A 20212-nucleotide genomic window follows, 5' to 3' on the forward strand; every position below is an offset into this window, starting at 1 on the left:
GTCACTTCGCCTTTCGCAGCCAGCGGCTGATGCGGTTGACGGATAAGACAGTAATGACGATGACCAACGCCGGCGCGTACACGAGCCACGGCGCGGTGACGTAAGTCTTGCCGGAGGCCACCAGCAAACCCCAGTCCGAGGCGGGGGGTGGATCGCCGTAGCCGAGGAAAGCCAGTGACGCGATGATCAGGATGGACGTGCCGAACTGGAGCACTGCCAGGACCAGCACGGAGCGGTAGGCGTTGGGCAGGATGTGTCCCAGCAGGGCGTGGAGGCGGTTGCCGCCTTCCAGATAGGAGGCTTCGACGTACGTGGCCCCGCGGACGCGCATCACCTCCGCACGCATCAGCCTGGCGAAAACCGCGACGGCGGATACACCGGTTGCGATGGCCGCGTTGATGGTCTGGAAACCCAGGGAACTGACGATGACCACGGCCAGGAGGAAGCCCGGAATGGCAAGAAGCACGTCGACGAAGCGGCCAAGGACGGAGTCGGTCCAGCCGCCGCGGAACCCGGTGGCGAGGCCGATGATGCCGCCCACCACCAGGCCGATCAGGACCGCGACCAAGGCGCTCGTTACCGAGGAGGCGGTCCCGGAGACCACGCGGGCGTACTGGTCCCGGCCAAGGTAGTCTGTCCCGAACCAGTGTTCTGTGCTGGGTGCGGCCAGTTTGCTCGCGGTGTCGCCGGCAATCGGACTGTAGTGCGTGAAGATACCCGGTAAGAGGGACCACAGGATGACGAGGAGAACCACGGCAAAGGACAGGATCACTGTGACCGGCGGAAGGCCGTCCGTCAGTTTGCGCTTCGTGGGTTCTGCCTGGTTCAACTGGGGGTTGCTGAGGAGGGCGGTCATGCGCTTACCTTCTCCCGGAGTTTGACGCGCGGATCCAGCAGCGGCGAGGCGAGGTCTGCCAGGAGGTTGAAGACCACGAACACCACGGCCGAAAGGGATACGACTGCTTGAAGAACGGGCTGGTCCTCACCCGTCACGGCCTTTTGCACCACGGTTCCGATCCCGTCGCGGCCAAAGATGGTTTCCGTGATGACCGAGCCGCCAAGGAGTTCGCCCACGATCAGTGCCACCATCGCCACAGACGGAAGGGCCGACGGCTTCACCAGGTGCTTGGCGAAAAGCTTGGCTTCCGTCAGTCCACGGGAACGGGCCACGACGGCATACTCCTGCCGGGATTCGTGGTCCAGACTGGCAATCGACACTTCGGCCAGCGGAGCCGAGACGGGGATTGCCAAGGTGATGGCGGCGAAGAGTGTGGCCACGGGACTGTTCGGATCCGTGGTGGTAAACGAATGGAGCCGGAAAGCGAAGAGCTCGATCAGGACCAGGCCGATCACGAAGTTCGGCACGGACAGGAAGAACGACGGGATGGAGCGGACAATCGCAGCCCATTTTGCGGGAAGGTACTGGGCGCCGTACGCGATGGCTAGGGCGAAGACGATCGCGATGACCAGTGCACTCGACGCCAGTGTGAGGGTGGAGGGCAGGGCATCCGCGACGATCTGGCTCACCGGGAGGTTGGACTGCAGCGAAAACCCTAGTTCACCCGTCAGGAACCGGCTGAGTGACAGGAGGAGCTGGACGATCACCGGTTGATCGAGTCCATAGAAGGCCACGATCCGCTGGATGTCCTCCTCGCTGAGGCCGTGCTGCGGGTCCCGGAGTGTGTTGGTGATCGCGTCACCGGGAAGCACGCTGATGATCAGGAACGTCAGGACGTAGGCGAGGAGGACAACGAGGACCGCCTGACCCACACGTGTGAGGGCAAAGCGCTTGTAATCGCCGGTCACTGTGAAATCCAAGCGGTGTAAAAGTTCGCGTAGGCCAGGCCGTTGTACTGGACATCCTTGAGCTTCGGGCTGATCAGGTACAGGCGCTGGACCAGCTGATTAAGGGGAACAAAATAGGCCTGGTCCAAGACGTACTTCTGCAGTTCGTCGGCAACCTTCTCACGGGAAGCCCTGTCCGAGGCGGTGGCGATCGCCGTCGAAAGGTCGTTCAGCTTCTGGTCGCTGGTGCCAACGCTGAACCAGTCCTCGCCCTTGTTCTGGCTCGTCAGGACACCAGCGACCGTTCCAACATCGACGAAGCTGCGCGAGGTCTGGAACAGCGGCGGCTTGCTGGCCTGGATTGCTGCATAGCCGGCTACGTCCACCACTTTGAGGTTGACCTTGATGCCTACCTTCTTCAGCTGCTGGGCGATGAGTTCATCCTCGGCCTTGGTGGAGGGGACGTAAGGGTTGGGCGTGAGCGTGAACTCGAGGGTCTTGCCGTCCTTGGCGCGGTACCCATCGGAACCCTTGGTCCAGCCGGCCTCGTCCAGCACCTTGTTGGCCTTCCCGGGGTCGAACTTGAAAGAGTCGCTGAAGTCGCCGGCTTCGGGGACGTTGCCCTGGATGAATGTGGTGGCGGCGTTCCAGTCGTCCGTGTAGACCGTCTTTCGGATCTCTTCGCGGTCGATGCCGTGCTGGATGGCTTGGCGGACGGCGAGTTCGTTGGTGGGGAAGGCCGTGGTGTTCACCTGGAATCCGTCGACGAAACCAAGATAGCGGGGCGTGCCGACGGTGAAGCCCTGGGCCTTGAGGGATTCAATTTCCTGCGGCTCTACGTTGAAGGCGACATCCGCCTGGCCGGAAACCACAGTGGAAGTGCGGACCGAGGTGTCCTTGATGACCTTGTAGGTAAGGGTGTCCAGACGTGCCGGGCCGGTGTGGCCGAGTGCCGCCGGGCCCCAGTTGTAGTCTTTGCGCTTCTCGAGCACGTAGCTGTCGCCCTGCTTCCACGACTTGACCACGAACGGACCGCTGCCGATTTCCTGGCTGAGGTCCGCCTGGGCTTCGACCGGCAAAGCCAGGGTCTTGGGGGAGAGGAGAATGCAGCCGTGGTAGGCCAGTGTGGCAATGAAGCCGAGGGCCGGGGAGGAGAAGCTGACCTTGACTGTTTTCGGATCGGTGGCTTCGGCGGATACGAAGTTGGTGGAGGGGAACAGGCCGACCTTGCTGATGCCGCGGGCAGAGTCACCCTTTGCCCAGGCGTTCAGGTTGGCAACCACGGCTGCCGCGTCCAGCGGGGTCCCATCGGAGAAGGTCACACCTTCCTTCAGGTGCAGGACAAAGTCCTTGGCACCGTTAAGTTCCTCCCACTTCTCGGCAACCCACGGGCTGAGCTCACCCCTCTCATTGACGTAGACCAGCTTGTCCGTGATCTGGCCCCAAAGGTTGCCCTCGTAGCTGGAGATTGCGGTCTTGCTGGGGACCCAGCCGGTGTCGTAGCCCTGGATCAGGAAGGTGATGTTGCCGCCCTCCACCGGTGTTCCGCCGTTCGCGGCGGTGCTGGCCGCAGGGCCGCCGCAGGCAGTGATCAGGGCAGAGGTGGACAGGGCGCCCAGACCCGCGAGGAAGGCGCGCCTGCGGAATTCAGGGGTGTTGAACGAGTTCATGGAGTGCTCCTGGATGCGTTTGGGGGACTGCGTGGGGTTGTTTTGGGGTTTCCTGGCCGGTCCTAGATGGCCTTGCCCGGATTAAGCAGCTGTTGGGGGTCGATCGCTGCTTTGATGGCGTGTTGGAGTTCGCGGCTTCGCGGGGACAGTTCAAGCGCGGCCCATTCCTTCTTGATGGTGCCCACGCCGTGTTCACCGGTGACGGTTCCGCCAAGCGAAAGCGCCACCTTGACGAGTTCAGTGGATGCTTCCAGCAGGGCGGCTGGTGGGTTGAGGCCGTCGTCGGGCGTTTTGTCCAAGGTGATGAGTGGGTGAAGGTTCCCGTCGCCGGCGTGGGACACCGCAGAAATGTCGACTCCGAACCGGGCTTCGAGCGCTGGAAAAGCGGCGTAGACCTTGCCTAGTTGGGACTTTGGCACGGCGATGTCCTCGCCGATGTACCACTTTTCCGACGGGAGTCCTCGGCCGCTGCGCCGCAGTTCCCAAAGCCGCACAGCGTCGTCGTCCGCTTCCACAGTGACCCGTCCGGCCACGGCGGCCAGGGCGGTTGCGAGGTCTGCGGCTTGGTCGTCGATGCCGTAACCGTCCAGCTCGATCAGGATCAACGCGGCGCCGCGGTCACGAAGGGTGGTGCCGGAGTGCGCGTCGATGTTTTGAAGGCTCGGGGTATCGAAGAACTCGATCGCGGCCGGGCGTACCTGTGAAAGTGTGATTGCGGCGAGACCTGCCGTTCCCTCTTCGGTGCTGTCGAAGAAGGCGCTCACAGTCTTGCGCGCCACAGGGATGGGTCGCAGCCTCACCGTTGCGCTTACGACGACGCCCAGGATGCCCTCGGAACCGACAAACAGCGAGGTCAGGTCCAGGCCGGTGACGCCCTTGATGGAGCGGTGACCGACAGTGATGAGACTTCCGTCGGCGAGTACGACGTCGAGTGACAGGACCGATTCACGGGTCACCCCGTACTTGGCGCACCGAAGTCCGCCGGCGTTGGTGGCAATATTGCCGCCGATTGAGGAAATGTCGAAACTAGCGGGATCCGGTGCATAGAAAAGGTTGTAGGGTTCGAGGTGTTTGTTGAGTTCTGCGTTGATAACGCCCGGTTCAACTACGGCTACTTCATCCAGTGGGGAAACTTCGATAATGCGATTGAGTTTTTCCGTGGAAATGACCACTTGGTGTGGCGTAGCAGTTGCACCCCCCGAGAGACCGCTGCCGGCACCGCGGGGGACCACCGTGATGCCGAGTTCCGCGGCGAGCTTCACGGCCTGCTGCACGTCGGCTGCTGTCGCAGGAAGCACGACGGCGGGACCTTCCGTTTGCGCTGTAGAGGCGGTTTTGGCGGTGGCGGCGTCGTGGCTGTAGCGGGTTGTCTGCGGGCCAGGTTTGATGACCTCGATATTTTGCAGCTGCCCAAGGTAGGCGTGGATGGTTGATGCCTCGGTTTGCTGGATTGTCATGCCGGTTTCTTTCTGTCCGGGTGCATGACAAGACAGAGGTTCCCTGCAGCGAAGCACCCAAAGGCTTTGATGATTATCCCGGCCTGCTAAATGGCTGGGTCATTAGAAATTACCTGCCTTCGGAATTCGGATGCGAGTTCCGTGAAACTTCGATAAACAGTTCTCAACAGGGCGACGCGGTGATTCCATTTTCGTTATATCGCGACGATTTAGGACGCCATGTTTCCTTGTGGGTGCACGCAAAACGTCATGTGACGGGGCCCAAGCCGACTGGATCGCTGTGCGCTTATGAGCGTGCTTTACAAGGGGGGCTATCGCGTTAGGAAGATCGACACATGACGCTCGCAGTCATCGTTGTAGACGGACGCGGTGTGGACCTCGGGCGGTGAACAGAGGCTGGAAGGGCCATACATGAACAAGCTGCCTGTTATGGCCTTCTCCTTCTTGCGGTCCATTGCGATCTTCTAGGTAACGCCGACAATGGAGACTCTGTCAGCCTCGACAGGGCGTAACTTGCTCAAAAGTAGGAGTGTGCACATTGTCCACACTCTCCGCTTCTGATTCGGTGATTCTTCCGTCGGACTGGCTCGAATTCCGCATATTTTCGCCGGTTCCCAGTGTTTGCAATGGCTGGAATGTAGTTCGAGTCCCACCTCGGGCACGAAGTATTCCCTCGTCAGGGGCGATTTTGCTTTGACGTGTTGACAAAGCTTGCGGTCGCGTCATCTGACGGGTTGGGTCGCGGGCTGTGTGGGGCGGCGGGTTCAAGTCCCTGGCTGGTGGGCCTTCCGCCTGCTGTGGTGCGGTTAGATGCTTCCTCGTTTCGGTTCTGTGTGGTGGGCGTGGTTGTCCAACACCTATTCATGGTCCGAGGTAGCGGGTACAACATGACGTAGCCGCCGTTGGTACGGCAATTTTATTGAAGGGCTCCTTGCAACCGCCGCCGGAGCCGTATGCGCTCGATTTGTCCTGCCAAATTGGGTGTGGACAGTGTCCACACTTACGTCTGCTTTATGAGAGTCCCTGCTGGCTAGGAGCACGGAAGGGCATGTCGGATCAAGGGCGCCATGTGCCGCCCTGACTGCGGCGGGGAACGGCCCAGTGAAGAGCAGAAGGATAAAGGCGAAGCAGGCTTGGCTGCAGGTCGCACAAAATTGTGGGGGAGCGGGCCACTACGACGCCCAGGAACGGGCGCGGCCTTCTGACACACCGAGTGCTTGGACCAAGCGCCGGGGATTGGGCCTACGGTCGTCCCGGCTCGAGAGACTCCGCGCTGCAGTTTGCAGTAATCGGGACCCGACGGGGTCAACGTTGCGCTAAGACAGAAGTGGCAGGGTTCGATCCAAGAGCTTTTCCAAGACAACGTGGGAAATGAACGACCACACCTCATTCAAGCCCTGCCTGACGTGCGGCCTTACGTCAACTTAGGGTCTAACTCCATCTTGGAGCCGGCCCTAGCGGGGAAGGGGAAAGCCCTCGACCGGAGTCGGTCGAGGGCCTTCCTCACGTCCAGACTTGTGGAGGAAATGGAGGTCTACGGCTTGGAATTATGCGCCTGCATCCCGCTGTGTGGAGTCTCGACGAGCAGGTGCTCACCTTTCAGCACTTCGGGGTCTGCGGGAGCGACGGTGGCACGTCCGCCCCGGCTGCCGGTCTCGGGGAGTGTGAAGTAAACGACGAGGCAGAGGGCGACGATGGCGATCATGTATACCGCGACGAACATGGGCTGTCCGGCGCCGACGAACGCGGCGGCGATCAGTGGTGCGGTGCCGCCAAAGACGGCGATGACGATCTGGTGTGCGAAGCCGATTCCGGAGACCCGGACAGAGGCCGGGAACAGCTCGGCCTGGATTGTCGGGTAACTGATCCGTCGTTGGCATTTAGTTGACGTTTCCGGCGAAGCTGATGGCAGAGGCATTCAGGCCGGCTTCCATCGTGTGGACCATCGTGCCCCTGCCTTTCCCTCCGGCGGCGTCCGGTGCCCTGGCCTAGTGCGAGGTGAATGCATTTCAAGCTGCTGCGCGCGGACGCAAAGGGCGTTAGCGGGGGAGGAGTCCCGCGAATTCATGGTTTTGGAAGACCAAGGGATCTTTGGCGCTCCCGGTGTTGAGGCCCAGGACCCTGGCCAGGACAAAGGCGTGGTCCCCGATGGGCGTGACGTTCTCGATTTGGCATTCCAAGGCCGCGACTGCGCCTGCGACCAGAGGGGCACCGTATGCTCCTTGGATCCAGAAGCTGTCATCGAAGCGGTCCGCGTCCTTTTTACCCAGCTTGCGGCAGAACTGCGCCTGTGTTGATGCAAGAGCGCTGATGCCCAGCACGGTGGCCTTGTTGAGTTGTGGCCAGCTGGAAGACTCGTGGCCGATGAAGAAGCCGACCAGGCACGGGTCCACGGAGATAAAGACGAACGATCCGACGATCATGGCGGCACGGTCACCGGTGAGTTCAGACTGTCCGGCGACGACGGCGACGCTGGTGGGCACCATGGACATGGTGTCCCGCACGTGGGTGGGATCGAGAGTGCCGGGCCGTTCGGTAACGATAGTCATGGCTGCCTCCTTCGGTTACCGGTGTTGCTGGATGTAGTAGAGCTGCTCGGCGTCAATCCACACTTCGTATCCGTCGAGTTTGTCGATGAGGATGCGTGAGTCGACGCCTTCGGGTGCGAGCCACAGCATTCGGGAGTCGGGGGTGGCATCTTCGATGCGTGCGGTTCTGACGTATGTGCCGTTTCGGCGGATTTCCACTGTTGCTGTTGTCGGGAGATGGAACCAGTCATCGAGCCGGTAGGACTGTGGCGGGTGGGGGGTGAAGGTTCTGCGTTCGATCGGGAAGGACCCGGCCGCAGCATGGGCTGTTGGTGCGTTCATCACGGTTCCTTAGGTGGCGGCGGGCAGGGTGGGGTCAGGTGCCACCGACCGCCGGGGAGCTGGCCGGTGGCACCTGAGAGGGGTTGGCGGGTCGAGCAGGCTTGCTGTGGTTCAGGCGACGGGTTGCGTGTCCGCGACCGGGACGGATGCCTGGTCCTTTTTAGCCGAGGTGAGGAGCCCCGCGGTGTATTCGGAGAGCCACCCAAGGCAGGCGCCGACGATCAAGGCCAGACAGGTGCCGGCCGCGTCGAAGGTGGCGCCAAAGTAGGCGGCGCATCCGGCAAACGCTCCGGGGATGAAGCCCAGGAGGCTCCAGCGGGCCTGGACGCACATGGCGAACGCTGCGATGGCGACGGAGATGCCGAGCGCGCCGGGGATGGGGAGGTTCGCCGCTCCCCAGACGATGATGGCGCCCCAGAGGACTCCGGAGAGGTTGGCAGGGATCGTTTTGAGGAGTCCGGCACGTTTTCCGCCGGCTGCGAAGAAGCATGCCCAGGAGAGGAATCCGACCCAGGTTATAAGGCCCAGGGGTGTGCTGAATTGGGTCCAGAGCCCGGCGAAGATGCCGGCGGTGATTCCGATGATGACAAGGGGCTTCATGGGTAGTTCCTTAGGGTCAAAATGGCGTCATTGTCTTTTTGAAAAGGAAAGCTGAGGGAGTGTGCATGTGCAGGCTTCGCTGAAGTGCGCAGAACGCGGAGCGGGTGTTAGCACTTTCGGGTGCGGGTGAATCTGGCGGTACGGCCCCGGCAAGGACGCCGGGGCCGTACTACGTGGGGAGTGTCTTAGAGGTGGGTCAGGGCAAGGTCGGCGGGGTCCGCGTTGTCGGGAGTCGCAGGCGTGGGTTCCACCGGTGCGCGGTGGAACTCGCCGTTTTTCATCACTGCGGTGATCTTGTTGATGTCCTGCAGGATGGTGATGTCTGCGAGCGGGTTGCCGTCGACGAGGATCATGTCGGCGTAGAAGCCGGGCAGGACCTTGCCGAGTTCGTTGGGCTTTTCGAAGAGTTCCCCGCCGAGGGCGGTGGCGGCGATGATGGCTTCCATTTCGGTGTAGCCGAAGAGCTTCACGAAGTGGTCCAGGTCCCGGGCGTAGGTGCCGCGGGGTGTCCAGGCGAAGCCGTAGTCTCCGCCGGGCAGCACGCGGATGCCGCGGCGGCGCATCTCCTGCATTGCTTTGACAGCGATGTCGAGTTCGCGGGCGTAGCCTGCCTGTTCGGCTGCCTCGTGGGAGTAGCCGAAGGCTTCGGCGTCCTGGAGGGTTGCGACCAGCCAGTTGATGGCCGGGGCGACGAAGACGCGGTCTTTGGCGGCCTCGAGGAGGTCCATGCCTTCGTCATCGATGTAGGAGGCGTGGTAGATCATGTCGACGCCGGTTTTCAGGGAGATGAGGACGGAGTCGCGGCTGCGGGCGTGGGTGCATACGCGCACGTGCCGGCGGTGTGCTTCGTCGACGGCGACCTGGAGTTCTTCTTCGGTGATGTAGGTGTCGGTGGCTGCCTTGGTGCCGGTGATTTCCTCACCGGAGATGCTGAGTTTGATCTGGTCCACGCCGAGCCCGATGGTTTCCCGGACCACTTTGCGCATTTCCTCGACGCCGTCGGCGATCTGGGTGATGCCGGGCACGAGGTCCCCTGCGGTGGTGGCGATTTCCTGGCCGTTGGCCAGGTAGCGGGGGCCGGGGATCCGGCCGGCGTTGATGGCGTCGCGCACGACGACGTCGAGGCGCTTTTTGGCGCTGGCCGCCCCGAAGCACATGGTGTAGCCGTAGTCGATGTAGTACTTGGCGGACTCGACGGTGTGCAGCAGGTGTTCCTCAACGTTCATGGTTTCCAGGCTGTTGAGGTCGCCGTCGTTCCAGGTGAAGTGGGTGTGTGCGTCGCACAGGCCCGACATCAGGGTCTGGCCGCGGCCGTCGATGACGCGGGCTCCTTCGCGGGGCAGGTTGCCCGTGCCGGGACGGACGTCGGTGATGCGCTCATCGACGACGAGCACTTCGCCGAGGAAGGGCTGGGCGCCGGTGCTGTCGAGGATGTTGACGTTGGTGAAGAGGGTTTTCGACATGACTTCGTTGTCCTTATCTTGAGTTGGAGACGGTGGTGCGGTTGTTAGGGGGCTTTGCGGATCTGCATGGTGATGGTCTGCTGGCGGCGTGACTGACAGCCGGGGCTGGAGCTGCTGCAGGCACACGTCTTCTTCGTCTCCGGCTTGAGCGTGGAACCGGTGAGGAAGTCCAGGACCGCGGCGGTGACGAAGTCCGGCGCCTCCGGCACCGTCCAGTGGCCGGTGCCCGGGGCGACCAGGAGTTCGGCCTGGCCCAGCTCCCCTGCGATGGCCTCGTTCGATTCCGGTGTGCTGACTTTGTCTTCGCTGCCGGTCAGCAGCAGCACCTTGGACTGGATCCTGGCCAGGTCCGGGTTGGTTGCTGAGGCCAGGGCTTCGCAGGCCTGCGCGTAGGCTTCCGGGTCCTGGCCCAGGAGCAGTTCGCGGACGAAGGGGCGCACCAGCGGGTTCCCGATCGCTGCATGATCGGCCGTGGCGGCGGTCGCGACGGTGTCGGCCACCGCGGCCATGCCCTTTTCGCGGACGAGGGCCGCGCGTGCCCGGGTGGCTTCCTTGGCTGCCTGGGCCTGTTCGCGGACCGGGCCGAGCAGGACGATTTCCCGGACCAGGTCAGGACGTGTTGAGGCCAGCTGCTGGACGATGAGGGTTCCCATCGAGTGGGCAACAAGGTGGGCGCGGCCTGTCGTGGTCTGGGATTCGATGACCAGGGCCAATTCGGCGGCCAGGGATTCCAGGCTAAGTTCCCCCACCCGGGGCGAGCGGCCGTGTCCGGCGAAGTCGTAGCGGGTGACGCGGAAGCGTTCGGCAAGTGAGGCGACGAGGGGTTCGTAGAAGCTGGTGGTGCCGCCCAGTCCGTGGACCAGGACAACATCCTCTCCGGTGCCTGTGGTTTCGACGAAGAGGTGTTGGGTTCCGACGGCTGTCAGTCCTGCGGGGATGGTCGCGGTGCTCATCGGCCTTCTCCGATCCGGTTCCGCAGGGTGCCGAGCTTGCTGATGGTGATCTCGACGACGTCTCCGCTGGTCAGGAAGCGCGGCGGGGTGAAGCCGATGCCGACGCCGACCGGGGTGCCGGTTGCGATGATGTCGCCGGGCTGGAGGGTGATGCCGGCGCTGATTGTTTCGATGATGGTGGGGATGTCGAAGATCAGGTCCGCTGTCGTGGCCTTCTGGCGGGTTTCGCCGTTGACGGTGCAGAGCAGGTCCAGGGGCCCGTCGCCGACTTCATCGCGGGTTACGGCCCAGGGCCCCATGGGGCAGTGGGTGTCGAGGCTCTTGCCCAGGAACCACTGCTTGTGGTCTTTCTGGAGGTCACGGGCGGTGACGTCGTTGATGATCGTGTAGCCCCAGACGTGGTCCTGCGCGTCGGCCTTGCTGATGCCGCGGCCGCCCGTGCCGATGATGACACCGAGTTCGGCTTCGTAGTCGAGTTCGGAGGTGACGCCGGTGTGCGGGTCAACCTCCGCGCCGGTGCCGATGACCGTGGAGGGTGCCTTGGTGAACACCACCGGGTATTCCGGCTGGGGTGTGGCGCTTGCGGTTGCGTCGTAGCCGGAGTTGGCGAATTCCTTGGCGTGTTCGACGTAGTTGCGGCCCACGCAGAAGATGTTGCGGCGGGGGAGCGGGATGGGGGCCAGCAGCTCGACGTCGGTCGCGGGGACTGCTTCCCCGGTCACGGCGGCGAGCTGGGCAGCTGCGCTGTCCCAGTTGTCGATGAGTGAGAGCAGGTCCTGCCCGCCCGGTACTGCAGTCACCGTGGTGGCGTCGGTGTTGAGGACGCCGGTCTGCTGGGTGCCGTTGTGGCGGAACGTAACGAGTTTCAAAGTGATTCCCCTTCGAATCGATTATCGATAATTGATGAGCTGACTCTACACGACCGTGACTGGCATCACAAGCGATTATCGATAATTTCTTTTGGAAGGGGTGCGGGCCCTTCCGGGGGAGGATGAAGGGCCTATTCCTGGGGGAGGATGAAGGGCCTATTCCTGGGGGAGGATGAAGGGCCTATTCCTGGGGGAGGATGGAGTACTCGTGCTGGTGTTCGATGACGAGCTTGGTGCAGAGGTCCGGCGTGCCGCTCTCGAAGGCTTCCAGGATCGGGACGTGGGCTTCGGCCGCTGCGTGCAGGTCGACGTGGCCGCGCACGACGGTGGCCATGGTGCGGGCCTCAACATACAGGGAATCCCAGATCTCCAGCATCAGCCGGTTCCCGGTCGCAACCACAACAGCCCGGTGGAAGTCGGTACTGTACTTGGCGATGCCGTGGGCGTCATTCGTCGCCGCGGCCTCACGCATACCCGCCAACGCATTGCGCAGGGGCGAAGGGTCGGCGTGCAGTGCCGGATATGCGGCGGCGGCGGCGGTTCCCTCGAGCGCGAGGCGGACGAAGTAGACTTCGGCGAGGTCATCCTGGGAGGCGGACCGGACGAAGGTTCCGCGGCGGGGGATGTTTTCGACCAGCCGTGTGGAGGACAGCTCCCGCAGGGCCTCGCGGACCGGCGCTTGGCTGACGCCGAATTCTTTGGCGAGCTGGAGCTCCACGAGGCGCATACCGGGAGGGTAGGTGCCGTCAACGACCCTGTCCACGATGGTGCGCTTGACCTTTTCCGAGAGGCTCTCGTTCTCAAATGCTGCTGATACCGCCATTTCCCCAGTCTTTCATGATGCTCTCGTGGCGCCCGTCCGTTCAGGCCGTTTCGGGGCATGTTCTGGATCTCGCGGTGCGGGCTTGGGGTCCCTGAAGGCCAGGCTGGGGACAATGGCCAGCGCTGCCAGGGCCGCGGCGAGGAGAAACGCGCCGGCATATCCGGAACCGGGGCCGTTGGTGCTGTTCAAGGCATTGAGGGCAGCAGCGGCGGCGGCCACGCCGACCGCCATGCCGATCTGCCGGGCCATGTTCACGATTGTCGAACCGTCGGCCAGCTCCGGACCGTGCAGTCCGGTGACGGTAGCCGTCTGCAGCGGGACGATGGTTGTGCCGAAACCCGCACCCGCAACCAGAATCGCGGCTGCCGACAGCCACCCCGGCGTTGTCTGGCCCGCCAGTGACAGTGCCCCCGCTCCCGCTGCCATGAGACCCAATCCTGCAGCCAGCGGCGCACGCGGGCCCGTGCGCCGGGTAAGGCGCGTGGTGACCGGGGTGGCCAGCAGGATGCCGACGGCATGCAGGGATGTCATGAATCCGCTGTCCAGCGGGGACATCCCGCCGTGGCCCTGGAGATACAGCGGGAGCAGAAACAGTAGCGCCCCATAGGACAGGGCGGTCAGGAGGAAGGCGAGGTTGCTGCTCCAGATCTCCCGATTGACGAGCAGCCGGACATTGAGCAGGGGATCTTCGCGGCGGAGCTGCCGCACGGCGAATCCGGCCAGGAGCAGCACTGCGGTGGCGATGGCGATCAGGGGCAGAGCGGCGGGGTATCCGTTTTCGGCTCCGGTAAGACCCAGCACAAAAAGCACAAGGCCTGCCGAGACAAGTACAAGGCCAACGCCGTCGAACCGGGCACCGGGGGTGGCCGGCCGTTGCGCCGGCAAACGCAGGCCGGTCAGAATGGCGGCGAGGGCGATGGGCACGTTAAGCCAGAAGACCCACCGCCAGCCGATGTCCTGCACAAACCACCCACCGATCAGCGGGCCCAGGACCGGGGCGAGGGCCGCCGGCACCGAAATGAGCGCGGAGGCCTTCGCCCGCTGGTCGGCGGGGAACGCGGCGAAAAGCATGGCCATGCCGATCGGGAGGATCAACCCTCCGCCGAGACCCTGTAGAGCCCGGAACGCGATGAGGACCGGCAGGGACCATGCCAAGGCAGTGAGGGCCGAGGCCATCCCGAAGATTCCCAGCGCGATCAGGAATGCCCGGCCCTGGCCCAGACTGCGGCTGATCCAGCCACTCATCGGCAGTGACACCGCGATCGCCAAAAGATAGGAGGTGATCACCCACTGGACCGGCCCAGGGCCGGCGTCGAACTCCTCCTGAAGGGTAGGCACCGCGATATTGACCACGGTGGTATCCAGCAGGTCCATGACGACAGCCAGGGTCACGGCCACGGCCGTCAGCCGGGAAATGCTTCTTTCAGGCATTAGCTTGGCGTTCCTTTCGGATCGGGATCCGCATTGTCGGACGTTGATCCGCCGCAGGCGTCCGATCGATGTGTGGTCAGTTATTCGGGATCGGATTTTGTGGTCTGCACAGTGCCGTGCGGGTGTTCCGGTGGTGAATAGATCGAGTAGAGCTTAGGGGGGGACAGCGCCGACGGCTGTGACGTTGTGCCAGGTTCCGGCCGGAACAAAGATCGCATCGCCGTCCCGAGCGTCCCATTCATGGATCAGGTTCCCGGCTGCCGGACCCATCTGGACCTTGCCCTGTCCGCTCTCCACCCGCAGGAACTGGTCCACGTCCTGGTGCACTTCCAGTCCGATGTCGTCCCCCGGGGCAATGGCCATGACGGTGACCTGCAGCCGGCCGCCCGTCCAGATTGTCCTTCGGTAGTCATCGTTGGCCTCCGTAGCACTCTCGATGTCCAGGACATAAGGCGCGGGACCATGGTCGGTGAGCGTGGGATCGATCTCTTCTTCAGTCACAAATCAATTATCCATTATCGATAATGTATTATCTAGGTTGGTAAGGCTCATCTAAGGGAGGTAAGCAACAAATGACAGTGACAGCGGGGGAGTCCACCGTGAAGGATCCGGACTCCTCTTCCGGCGGCCCCCTGGTTGCCACGCCCTTGCGCGTCCGCGTCCGCGACCACATCGCGGCCAGGATCGTGGATGGGACCTACGTCCCGGGCCAGCGCCTGACAGAACTGGAGATAGCCCGGAGCCTGGGCACCAGCCAGACACCTGCGCGGGAGGCGCTGCGGGACCTTGCGGGCATGGGTTTTGTAGAGTCCGAACCCAATAAGGGCTGCCGCGTTCGGGAACTGGACAGCGAGGACCTGCGACAGGCCCACCCCGTCCGGGCCGCCCTCGAGGAAATCGCCGGACATTCCGCTGCACGTCATCTGAAGGGCAAGACAACGGACTTGGCCAGCGCGCTGGACGGAATGCGGGCCGCGCAGGAAAACGGCGATCTCATCGCGCTGTGCTTCCACAGCACACGCTTCCATCGCCACATCGTTGAAAGCGCCGGCAACGATGCACTCACCCGGGCCTGGAACGCCCTGGGAATCGAAATGCTCACCCTCGTAGGCGCTGCCCACGACCAGGTTGGCTTCCCCAACTCGGTGGAAGAACACGCCGCAATCATGGCAGCCCTCGAAGCGGGTCAAGCCGCCGCGGCGGCCCGCCTCTTGAAAAGCCATGCCTGCTCATACGTCACCAGGGATCCGGGTTCCACCGGCGCCCTGTGCACCACCCCGTAACTGACCAATTTGCCTTCACGGCCCGAACCCAAAGGAACATCGGCATGAGCACCTCGCAGACAGTACTGATTATCGGCGGAACCTCCGGCATAGGTCGCGACACCGCGAAACTGCTGGCATCACGCGGTGACGCGGTCATCGTTGCCGGACGCACGCAATCCCGCGCGCAGGCCACGGCCCGGGACATTGGCGGCGGCGCCGTCGGCCTCGAGATTGACCTCACTGACATGGACAGCATCCGGGCAGCCGCTGCGGCAACAGGCCCTATCGACCACCTGGTCCTCTCCGCCGCCGCCCTGGCCTATGCCCCTTTCCGGGAACTTGCCATCGACGACGCCCGGAACGTCTTCGAAGCAAAATTCTGGGGTTACTACCGCGCCGTCCAGGTCTTCGGGCCGTTGCTGCCGGACACCGGCAGCATCACTTTCTTCTCCGGCGTCGCCGCCGACCGCCCCGCGCCCGGCACGGTCGCCGTGACAGCAGTGAATGCCGCCGTCGAAGGCCTCACCCGTTCTCTCGCCGTCGAACTAGCTCCCGTCCGGGTTAACGCCGTCAGCCCGGGCATGACCGACACCGAGGGCTGGTCCCACCTCCCCGACGACCAAAAAGCAGCAGCTTTTGAACAGCAGGCCAAATCCTTGCCGACCGGCCGCATCGGACGTCCTGAGGATCTCGCCTCTACAGTCCTGCACCTGATCGATAACGGCTTCACGACCGGAACAATCCACCACGTTGACGGCGGAGCCCGCCTTGTCTGAGCAGCACCTCAGGGATCCGGACCAGCCCCGCCGGAAGGGCAGCGTGCTTGTTGCCGGGGCCGGGGGAGTGATCGGACGGCATGCCGCCGATGAGTATGCACGTCAGGGCTGGCAGGTTCGCGGCATCAGCCGGCGCCCCGTCCAGGGCGCCGGCTGGGACCACTTGTCGGTAGATCTCAGCGATCCCGCAGCCTCCGCGTCAGGTCTGGCTGAGGCCGAAGACACAACGCATCTGGTCTTCGGCGCTTACGCCGAGCGCCCGACGTCCCGGGAGCTTTCAGAGGCCAACGTCGGATTGCTGCGCAATACCCTTGACGGCCTTTACAGCGCCGGTGCCCCACTGCGTCACGTCACCCTGTATAAGGGCGGAAAGGCCTACGGGGCGCATCCGGGTTACTTCAACACACCGGCCAAGGAGCGGGACCCGCGCCTCGTGCAGCCGAACTTTTACTACGACCAGGAGGACCTGCTGCGTCAAACCGCAGCGGAGCGCGGCTTTGACCTGACCATCCTGCGTCCCGAAGGGGTAGTCGGTTACGCTGTCGGCAACCCAATGAACCTGCTGATGGTGATCGCCGTCTACGCCAGCATCTGTCGTGAACTGGGCCAGCCGCTACGGTTTCCCGGCACGATTGCCGCCTTTGACGCCCTCTATCAGGTCACCGATGCAGGGCTGCTTGCCCGGGCCACAGTATGGGCGGGCTCGGATCCACAGGCCGCCGGCGAAGTCTTCAACATCACCAACGGTGACCAGTTCCGTTGGCGCCAGCTGTGGCCGGCCTTCGCCCGTCACCTCGGCATGGATTACGCCGAACCCCAGCCGGTGCCCCTGGCTGACGCGATGCCTCAGCTCAAAAACGTCTGGGAGCGGCTGGTGGCCCGGCACTCGTTGGTCCCGACTCCGTATGAAGACCTGGTCGGATGGGAATTCGGCGACTTCCTGCTGCGGTCCGGGTTCGACAACGTCTCCTCCACCATTAAGGCCCGCCAGGCCGGCTTCACCGACTGCCTCGACAGCGAAGACCGGTTCCTGGAACTCTTCCGTGAACTTGAGGCCGATCGGATCATTCCGCCCGTTGTGCTAAGCAGCCAGTCATCTGAAAGGTACGTGCCCTGATGGGCAATGCGCGGGAATGGTCCTGGGCCGCCAGACTGACCGTTCTTGCGGTCGCCGCAGCTACAGCGGTCAGCGTTATTTACCTGCCACAGGCCATGCTGACGGTGCTGGCGGCTGGTTTTGGCGTGGCCCCGGCAGCGGCCGGTGTCATCGCGACCAGCGTTCAGGCCGGTTACGCCATCGGCATCTTCCTGCTGGTTCCCCTCGCTGACCGCGTTCAGCCCCGGCGGCAGGTCACGATTCAGTCGGTTCTCCTTGCCGCGGCCCTTGCGGTAACGGCGGTGCTGCCCGAGATTGTGGGAGTCACCTTGGGATTCCTGGCAGTGGGCCTGGTGGCAAACATTGCCCAGATCCTCATCCCGGCCGCGAGCCGGTTAGCCCCCAAAGGGAAGGAGGGCGCTGCCTTGGCAACAGTGGCCGGCGCCCTGCTGATCGGCATTTTTGGCGGCCGGATCATCGCAAGCCTGCTCGTCCAGACCATCGGATGGCGGTGGGTCGTCCTGTCTTTCGCCGTCCTGGTCCTGGCCGTGCTGCCGTTCCTGCGCACTGCCCTGGCCACAGAGCTCGAGCTGCACGCCGCCGGCGGCAAGTACCGGCACCTGCTGGCCTCGACCCTTCAGCTGAGCCGGCGGAGCCCTGAACTGATCCAGTCTGCGCTGATGCAGTTCTTCGTGTTCGCCACCTTCAACTCCCTGTGGACGGTCACGGTGCTCCACCTCACCGGACCTGGCTTCGGCTGGAGCGTCCTCTCGGCCGGCCTTTTCGGGGCCGTCGGACTTGCCGCCGGAATCGCTACCCCATTCAGCGGTCGCTTCGTTGACCGTTTCGGGCCCCTTCCGGTCGGTCTCGTGTTCTTGCTGGTCCTGCTCCTGGGCGTGCTGTCGGTGATCATAGATCCCTCGTCGGCCGTCCTGTTTGGTGCGAGCATGTTCGTCATCACCTGGGCCAACCAGACAATCCTCTCCGCTAACCAGGCCCGGACCCTGGCGGCGAACCCGGTCCAATCAGCCCAGGCCAACACGGTCTTCATGTTCGCAGTGTTCCTGGGCGGCTCAGCCGGAGCCTTCACGGGCACGGTCGCCTTCAGCGCCGGAGGGATGCCCCTCGTCGGCGTGCAGGCTGGCGCCTTCGTTCTCATAGCCCTCGTTATCTGGTTCGCGTCCGCAACGCACCAGAAACGCACCACACCAAACCCTGGCAAGGAAAGGATCACAACATGACCACCGCAGGAAACATCCGGCTGAATACCGGAGCGAGCATCCCGCCGGTCGGATACGGGTGCTGGCAGACCGCCCGCGCCGATATTGCCGCCGCCGCGCGCGCCGGATACCGCGCCTTTGACACCGCAACCTTCTACGCGAACGAACAGGCCGTAGGTCAGGGGATCCGGGACGCAGGGCTAAACCCCGAAGACGTCTTCCTCACCACCAAGGTATGGCGCGGCGACATGGGCTACGCTCAAACCCTGAAGGCGTTCGAAACCTCACGCCGCCTGCTCGATGCCGACGTCATCGACCTCTATCTCATCCACTGGCCCCAGCCGGACTCCCGCCTGATCACCGAAACCTGGCGGGCCATGGAAAAACTCCTGGAACGCGGAACCGTCCGCTCCATCGGTGTTTCAAACTTCGAAGCCGCCGATCTTGACCTGCTGGCCCAGCACTCGGACGTCACCCCCGCGGTAAACCAGATCGAACTAAACCCTCTACGGCAGCGCAAGAGCCTGGTCGCGGAAAATACCGCACGCGGCATCGTCACGACAGCCTGGTCACCGCTGGGTCAGGGGGGTCCGGTCCTGCATAACAAGACACTGCTTTACCTGGCCGAAGACCATGACGTCAGCGTCGCCCAGATCGTCCTTCGCTGGATGCTCCAAAAGCAGATCGTGACAATCCCGCGTTCAACCAATCCCGCACGGATCGTCGAAAACCTCGACCTGGACGGGTTCGCCCTAAACACGGCCGAGATGGAAGCCATCGACGCGCTCTCCGACTGACCCCGACACCTCAAGGACACCTCATGCCTACCGTTGGTCATTCCGACCTGACCATCTTTCCGATCGCCCTGGGCGGAAACACCTTCGGGTGGACCTCCAATGAAACAGAGTCCCGCGCTGTCCTGGACGCCTTCACTGAGCAGGGCGGCAACTTCATCGACACAGCAGACAGCTACTCGGCCTGGGCCGAGGGCAACACCGGAGGGGAATCCGAGACCATCATCGGAGACTGGATGGCACGGCGCTCCAACAGGTCCCAGGTCATCATCGGAACGAAAGTCAGCCAGCACCCCGATTTTCCCGGCTTGTCCCGAAAAAACATCGTGGCAGCCTCCGAAGCATCCCTGCGACGCCTCGGCACCGACTACATCGACCTCTACTATGCGCACTTCGATGACGAGACCACGCCTCTGGAGGAGACCGTCGGAGCCTTCGATGATCTCGTCATCGCCGGAAAAGTCCGTCACGTCGGCCTCTCCAACTACAGCGCGGACCGGATCAGGGAATGGATCAGGATCGCGGACGACAACGGCTATGCCCGTCCCATGGCCCTCCAGCCGCACTACAACCTGGTACACAGAACCGGCTTCGAGGGCGAACTCGCTTCACTGGCTGCTGCCAACGGGCTCGGGGTCATCCCCTACTGGTCCCTCGCTAGCGGATTCCTCACCGGCAAATACCGGACCCGTGAAGACCTCGTAGGCACACCCCGAGAACGGATGGCAGGCAGTTACTTCAGTACCGAAGGCTTGCGGGTCATCTCCGTCCTCGACGACATCGCACAGGAGAGAGGCACCACTATTGCGACAGCAGCTCTCGCATGGCTCCTCACCCGACCCAATATCGCCGCCCCAATCGCCAGCGCCCGCACCGCGGAACAGTTGCCCGACCTCATGGCAGCAGCCTCCCTGACCCTCACGGAACTGGAAATCCAACGCCTCGACGAGATGTCCTCCCTCATTCCGGCCTGATAAACAAAAGGGAGCGTTTCGCGGCCTGGTCGTGGCCCCGCCCGGCGGCTAGACGCAGGGCGGGGCAGTTTGGACTGGGAGAGCTTGAGCAGAAACCGTCACGATATCGGCCGGAAGTAGCCCTACCGAGCACTCCCTTGTCTGTTTTCAAAGGCTGATAATGCAG

General features: G+C 63.4%; 20 protein-coding genes. 6 read left to right on the top strand and 14 right to left on the bottom strand.

Features of this window, described 5'->3' with window-relative positions; translation table 11 throughout:
* Position 1 precedes the first annotated feature (1 nt).
* From ACWRN3_RS12005 to ACWRN3_RS12070, 14 genes are all read right to left on the bottom strand, one after another.
* Entirely contained in the window at positions 2–856 is an 855-nt protein-coding gene (locus ACWRN3_RS12005; protein ID WP_255175348.1) for an ABC transporter permease, read from the bottom strand.
* Positions 853–1806, bottom strand: a complete 954-nt coding sequence (locus ACWRN3_RS12010) for an ABC transporter permease (protein WP_255175349.1) — start codon at positions 1804–1806, stop codon at positions 853–855. The genes ACWRN3_RS12005 and ACWRN3_RS12010 overlap by 4 nt, the downstream gene beginning before the upstream one ends.
* The gene (locus ACWRN3_RS12015) at positions 1803–3455 is read right to left on the bottom strand and encodes an ABC transporter substrate-binding protein (RefSeq protein WP_324645009.1); all 1653 of its coding nucleotides are present in this window, start codon (positions 3453–3455) and stop codon (positions 1803–1805) included. The genes ACWRN3_RS12010 and ACWRN3_RS12015 overlap by 4 nt, the downstream gene beginning before the upstream one ends.
* Before the next feature lie 62 nt (positions 3456–3517).
* On the bottom strand, positions 3518–4912 hold the full coding sequence (locus tag ACWRN3_RS12020; RefSeq protein ID WP_255175352.1) for an FAD-binding oxidoreductase: 1395 nt from the start codon (positions 4910–4912) through the stop codon (positions 3518–3520).
* A 1534-nt stretch (positions 4913–6446) separates the two neighbouring features.
* Positions 6447–6830 carry an MFS transporter gene (locus ACWRN3_RS12025; RefSeq protein WP_324645011.1) on the bottom strand — a complete coding sequence of 128 codons (384 nt, stop codon included), beginning with the start codon at positions 6828–6830 and terminating at the stop codon, positions 6447–6449.
* 121 nt (positions 6831–6951) lie between these two features.
* Positions 6952–7461 carry a flavin reductase family protein gene (locus tag ACWRN3_RS12030; RefSeq protein ID WP_476740755.1) on the bottom strand — a complete coding sequence of 170 codons (510 nt, stop codon included), beginning with the start codon at positions 7459–7461 and terminating at the stop codon, positions 6952–6954.
* 15 nt (positions 7462–7476) lie between these two features.
* Positions 7477–7782: a ribosome maturation factor RimM gene (locus ACWRN3_RS12035; RefSeq protein ID WP_018770794.1), complete on the bottom strand. Its 306-nt coding sequence runs from the start codon at positions 7780–7782 to the stop codon at positions 7477–7479.
* A 111-nt stretch (positions 7783–7893) separates the two neighbouring features.
* Positions 7894–8382 (bottom strand): DUF1097 domain-containing protein, encoded by a 489-nt coding sequence (locus ACWRN3_RS12040; RefSeq protein ID WP_476740756.1) that lies wholly within the window; start codon positions 8380–8382, stop codon positions 7894–7896.
* 185 nt (positions 8383–8567) lie between these two features.
* Positions 8568–9845 (bottom strand): metal-dependent hydrolase family protein, encoded by a 1278-nt coding sequence (locus tag ACWRN3_RS12045; RefSeq protein ID WP_476740757.1) that lies wholly within the window; start codon positions 9843–9845, stop codon positions 8568–8570.
* Positions 9846–9889: 44 nt separating this feature from the next.
* Positions 9890–10798, bottom strand: coding sequence for an alpha/beta fold hydrolase (locus ACWRN3_RS12050; RefSeq protein WP_476740758.1), 909 nt, complete (start codon positions 10796–10798; stop codon positions 9890–9892).
* Positions 10795–11667 carry a fumarylacetoacetate hydrolase family protein gene (locus tag ACWRN3_RS12055; protein ID WP_476740759.1) on the bottom strand — a complete coding sequence of 291 codons (873 nt, stop codon included), beginning with the start codon at positions 11665–11667 and terminating at the stop codon, positions 10795–10797. Before ACWRN3_RS12055 ends, ACWRN3_RS12050 begins: the two co-directional genes overlap by 4 nt.
* 181 nt (positions 11668–11848) lie before the next feature.
* Positions 11849–12490, bottom strand: coding sequence for a GntR family transcriptional regulator (locus tag ACWRN3_RS12060; protein ID WP_285245902.1), 642 nt, complete (start codon positions 12488–12490; stop codon positions 11849–11851).
* Between the two features lie 12 nt (positions 12491–12502).
* Complete coding sequence (locus ACWRN3_RS12065) at positions 12503–13921, bottom strand: DHA2 family efflux MFS transporter permease subunit (RefSeq protein WP_476740760.1); 1419 nt, start codon at positions 13919–13921, stop codon at positions 12503–12505.
* A gap of 153 nt (positions 13922–14074) precedes the next feature.
* Positions 14075–14422, bottom strand: coding sequence for a cupin domain-containing protein (locus ACWRN3_RS12070; protein WP_476740761.1), 348 nt, complete (start codon positions 14420–14422; stop codon positions 14075–14077).
* 71 nt (positions 14423–14493) lie between these two features.
* Between ACWRN3_RS12070 and ACWRN3_RS12075 the strand changes: the two genes are divergently transcribed.
* The 6 genes from ACWRN3_RS12075 to ACWRN3_RS12100 are packed head-to-tail and all read left to right on the top strand — an operon-like array spanning position 14494 to position 20046.
* Positions 14494–15204, top strand: coding sequence for a GntR family transcriptional regulator (locus ACWRN3_RS12075; protein WP_324645022.1), 711 nt, complete (start codon positions 14494–14496; stop codon positions 15202–15204).
* A 44-nt stretch (positions 15205–15248) separates the two neighbouring features.
* A complete protein-coding gene (locus ACWRN3_RS12080) occupies positions 15249–15962 on the top strand; it encodes an SDR family oxidoreductase (RefSeq protein ID WP_018763830.1) in 714 nt (237 codons plus the stop codon).
* Positions 15955–17079 carry an SDR family oxidoreductase gene (locus ACWRN3_RS12085; protein ID WP_476740762.1) on the top strand — a complete coding sequence of 375 codons (1125 nt, stop codon included), beginning with the start codon at positions 15955–15957 and terminating at the stop codon, positions 17077–17079. Before ACWRN3_RS12080 ends, ACWRN3_RS12085 begins: the two co-directional genes overlap by 8 nt.
* Positions 17079–18299: an MFS transporter gene (locus ACWRN3_RS12090; protein WP_476740763.1), complete on the top strand. Its 1221-nt coding sequence runs from the start codon at positions 17079–17081 to the stop codon at positions 18297–18299. The genes ACWRN3_RS12085 and ACWRN3_RS12090 overlap by 1 nt, the downstream gene beginning before the upstream one ends.
* Complete coding sequence (locus tag ACWRN3_RS12095; RefSeq protein WP_141181460.1) at positions 18296–19075, top strand: aldo/keto reductase; 780 nt, start codon at positions 18296–18298, stop codon at positions 19073–19075. The genes ACWRN3_RS12090 and ACWRN3_RS12095 overlap by 4 nt, the downstream gene beginning before the upstream one ends.
* Before the next feature lie 23 nt (positions 19076–19098).
* Positions 19099–20046 (top strand): aldo/keto reductase, encoded by a 948-nt coding sequence (locus tag ACWRN3_RS12100; RefSeq protein WP_476740764.1) that lies wholly within the window; start codon positions 19099–19101, stop codon positions 20044–20046.
* The last annotated feature ends 166 nt before the right edge of the window (positions 20047–20212 follow it).

It is taken from the genome of Pseudarthrobacter sp. rb, from assembly GCF_056389225.1.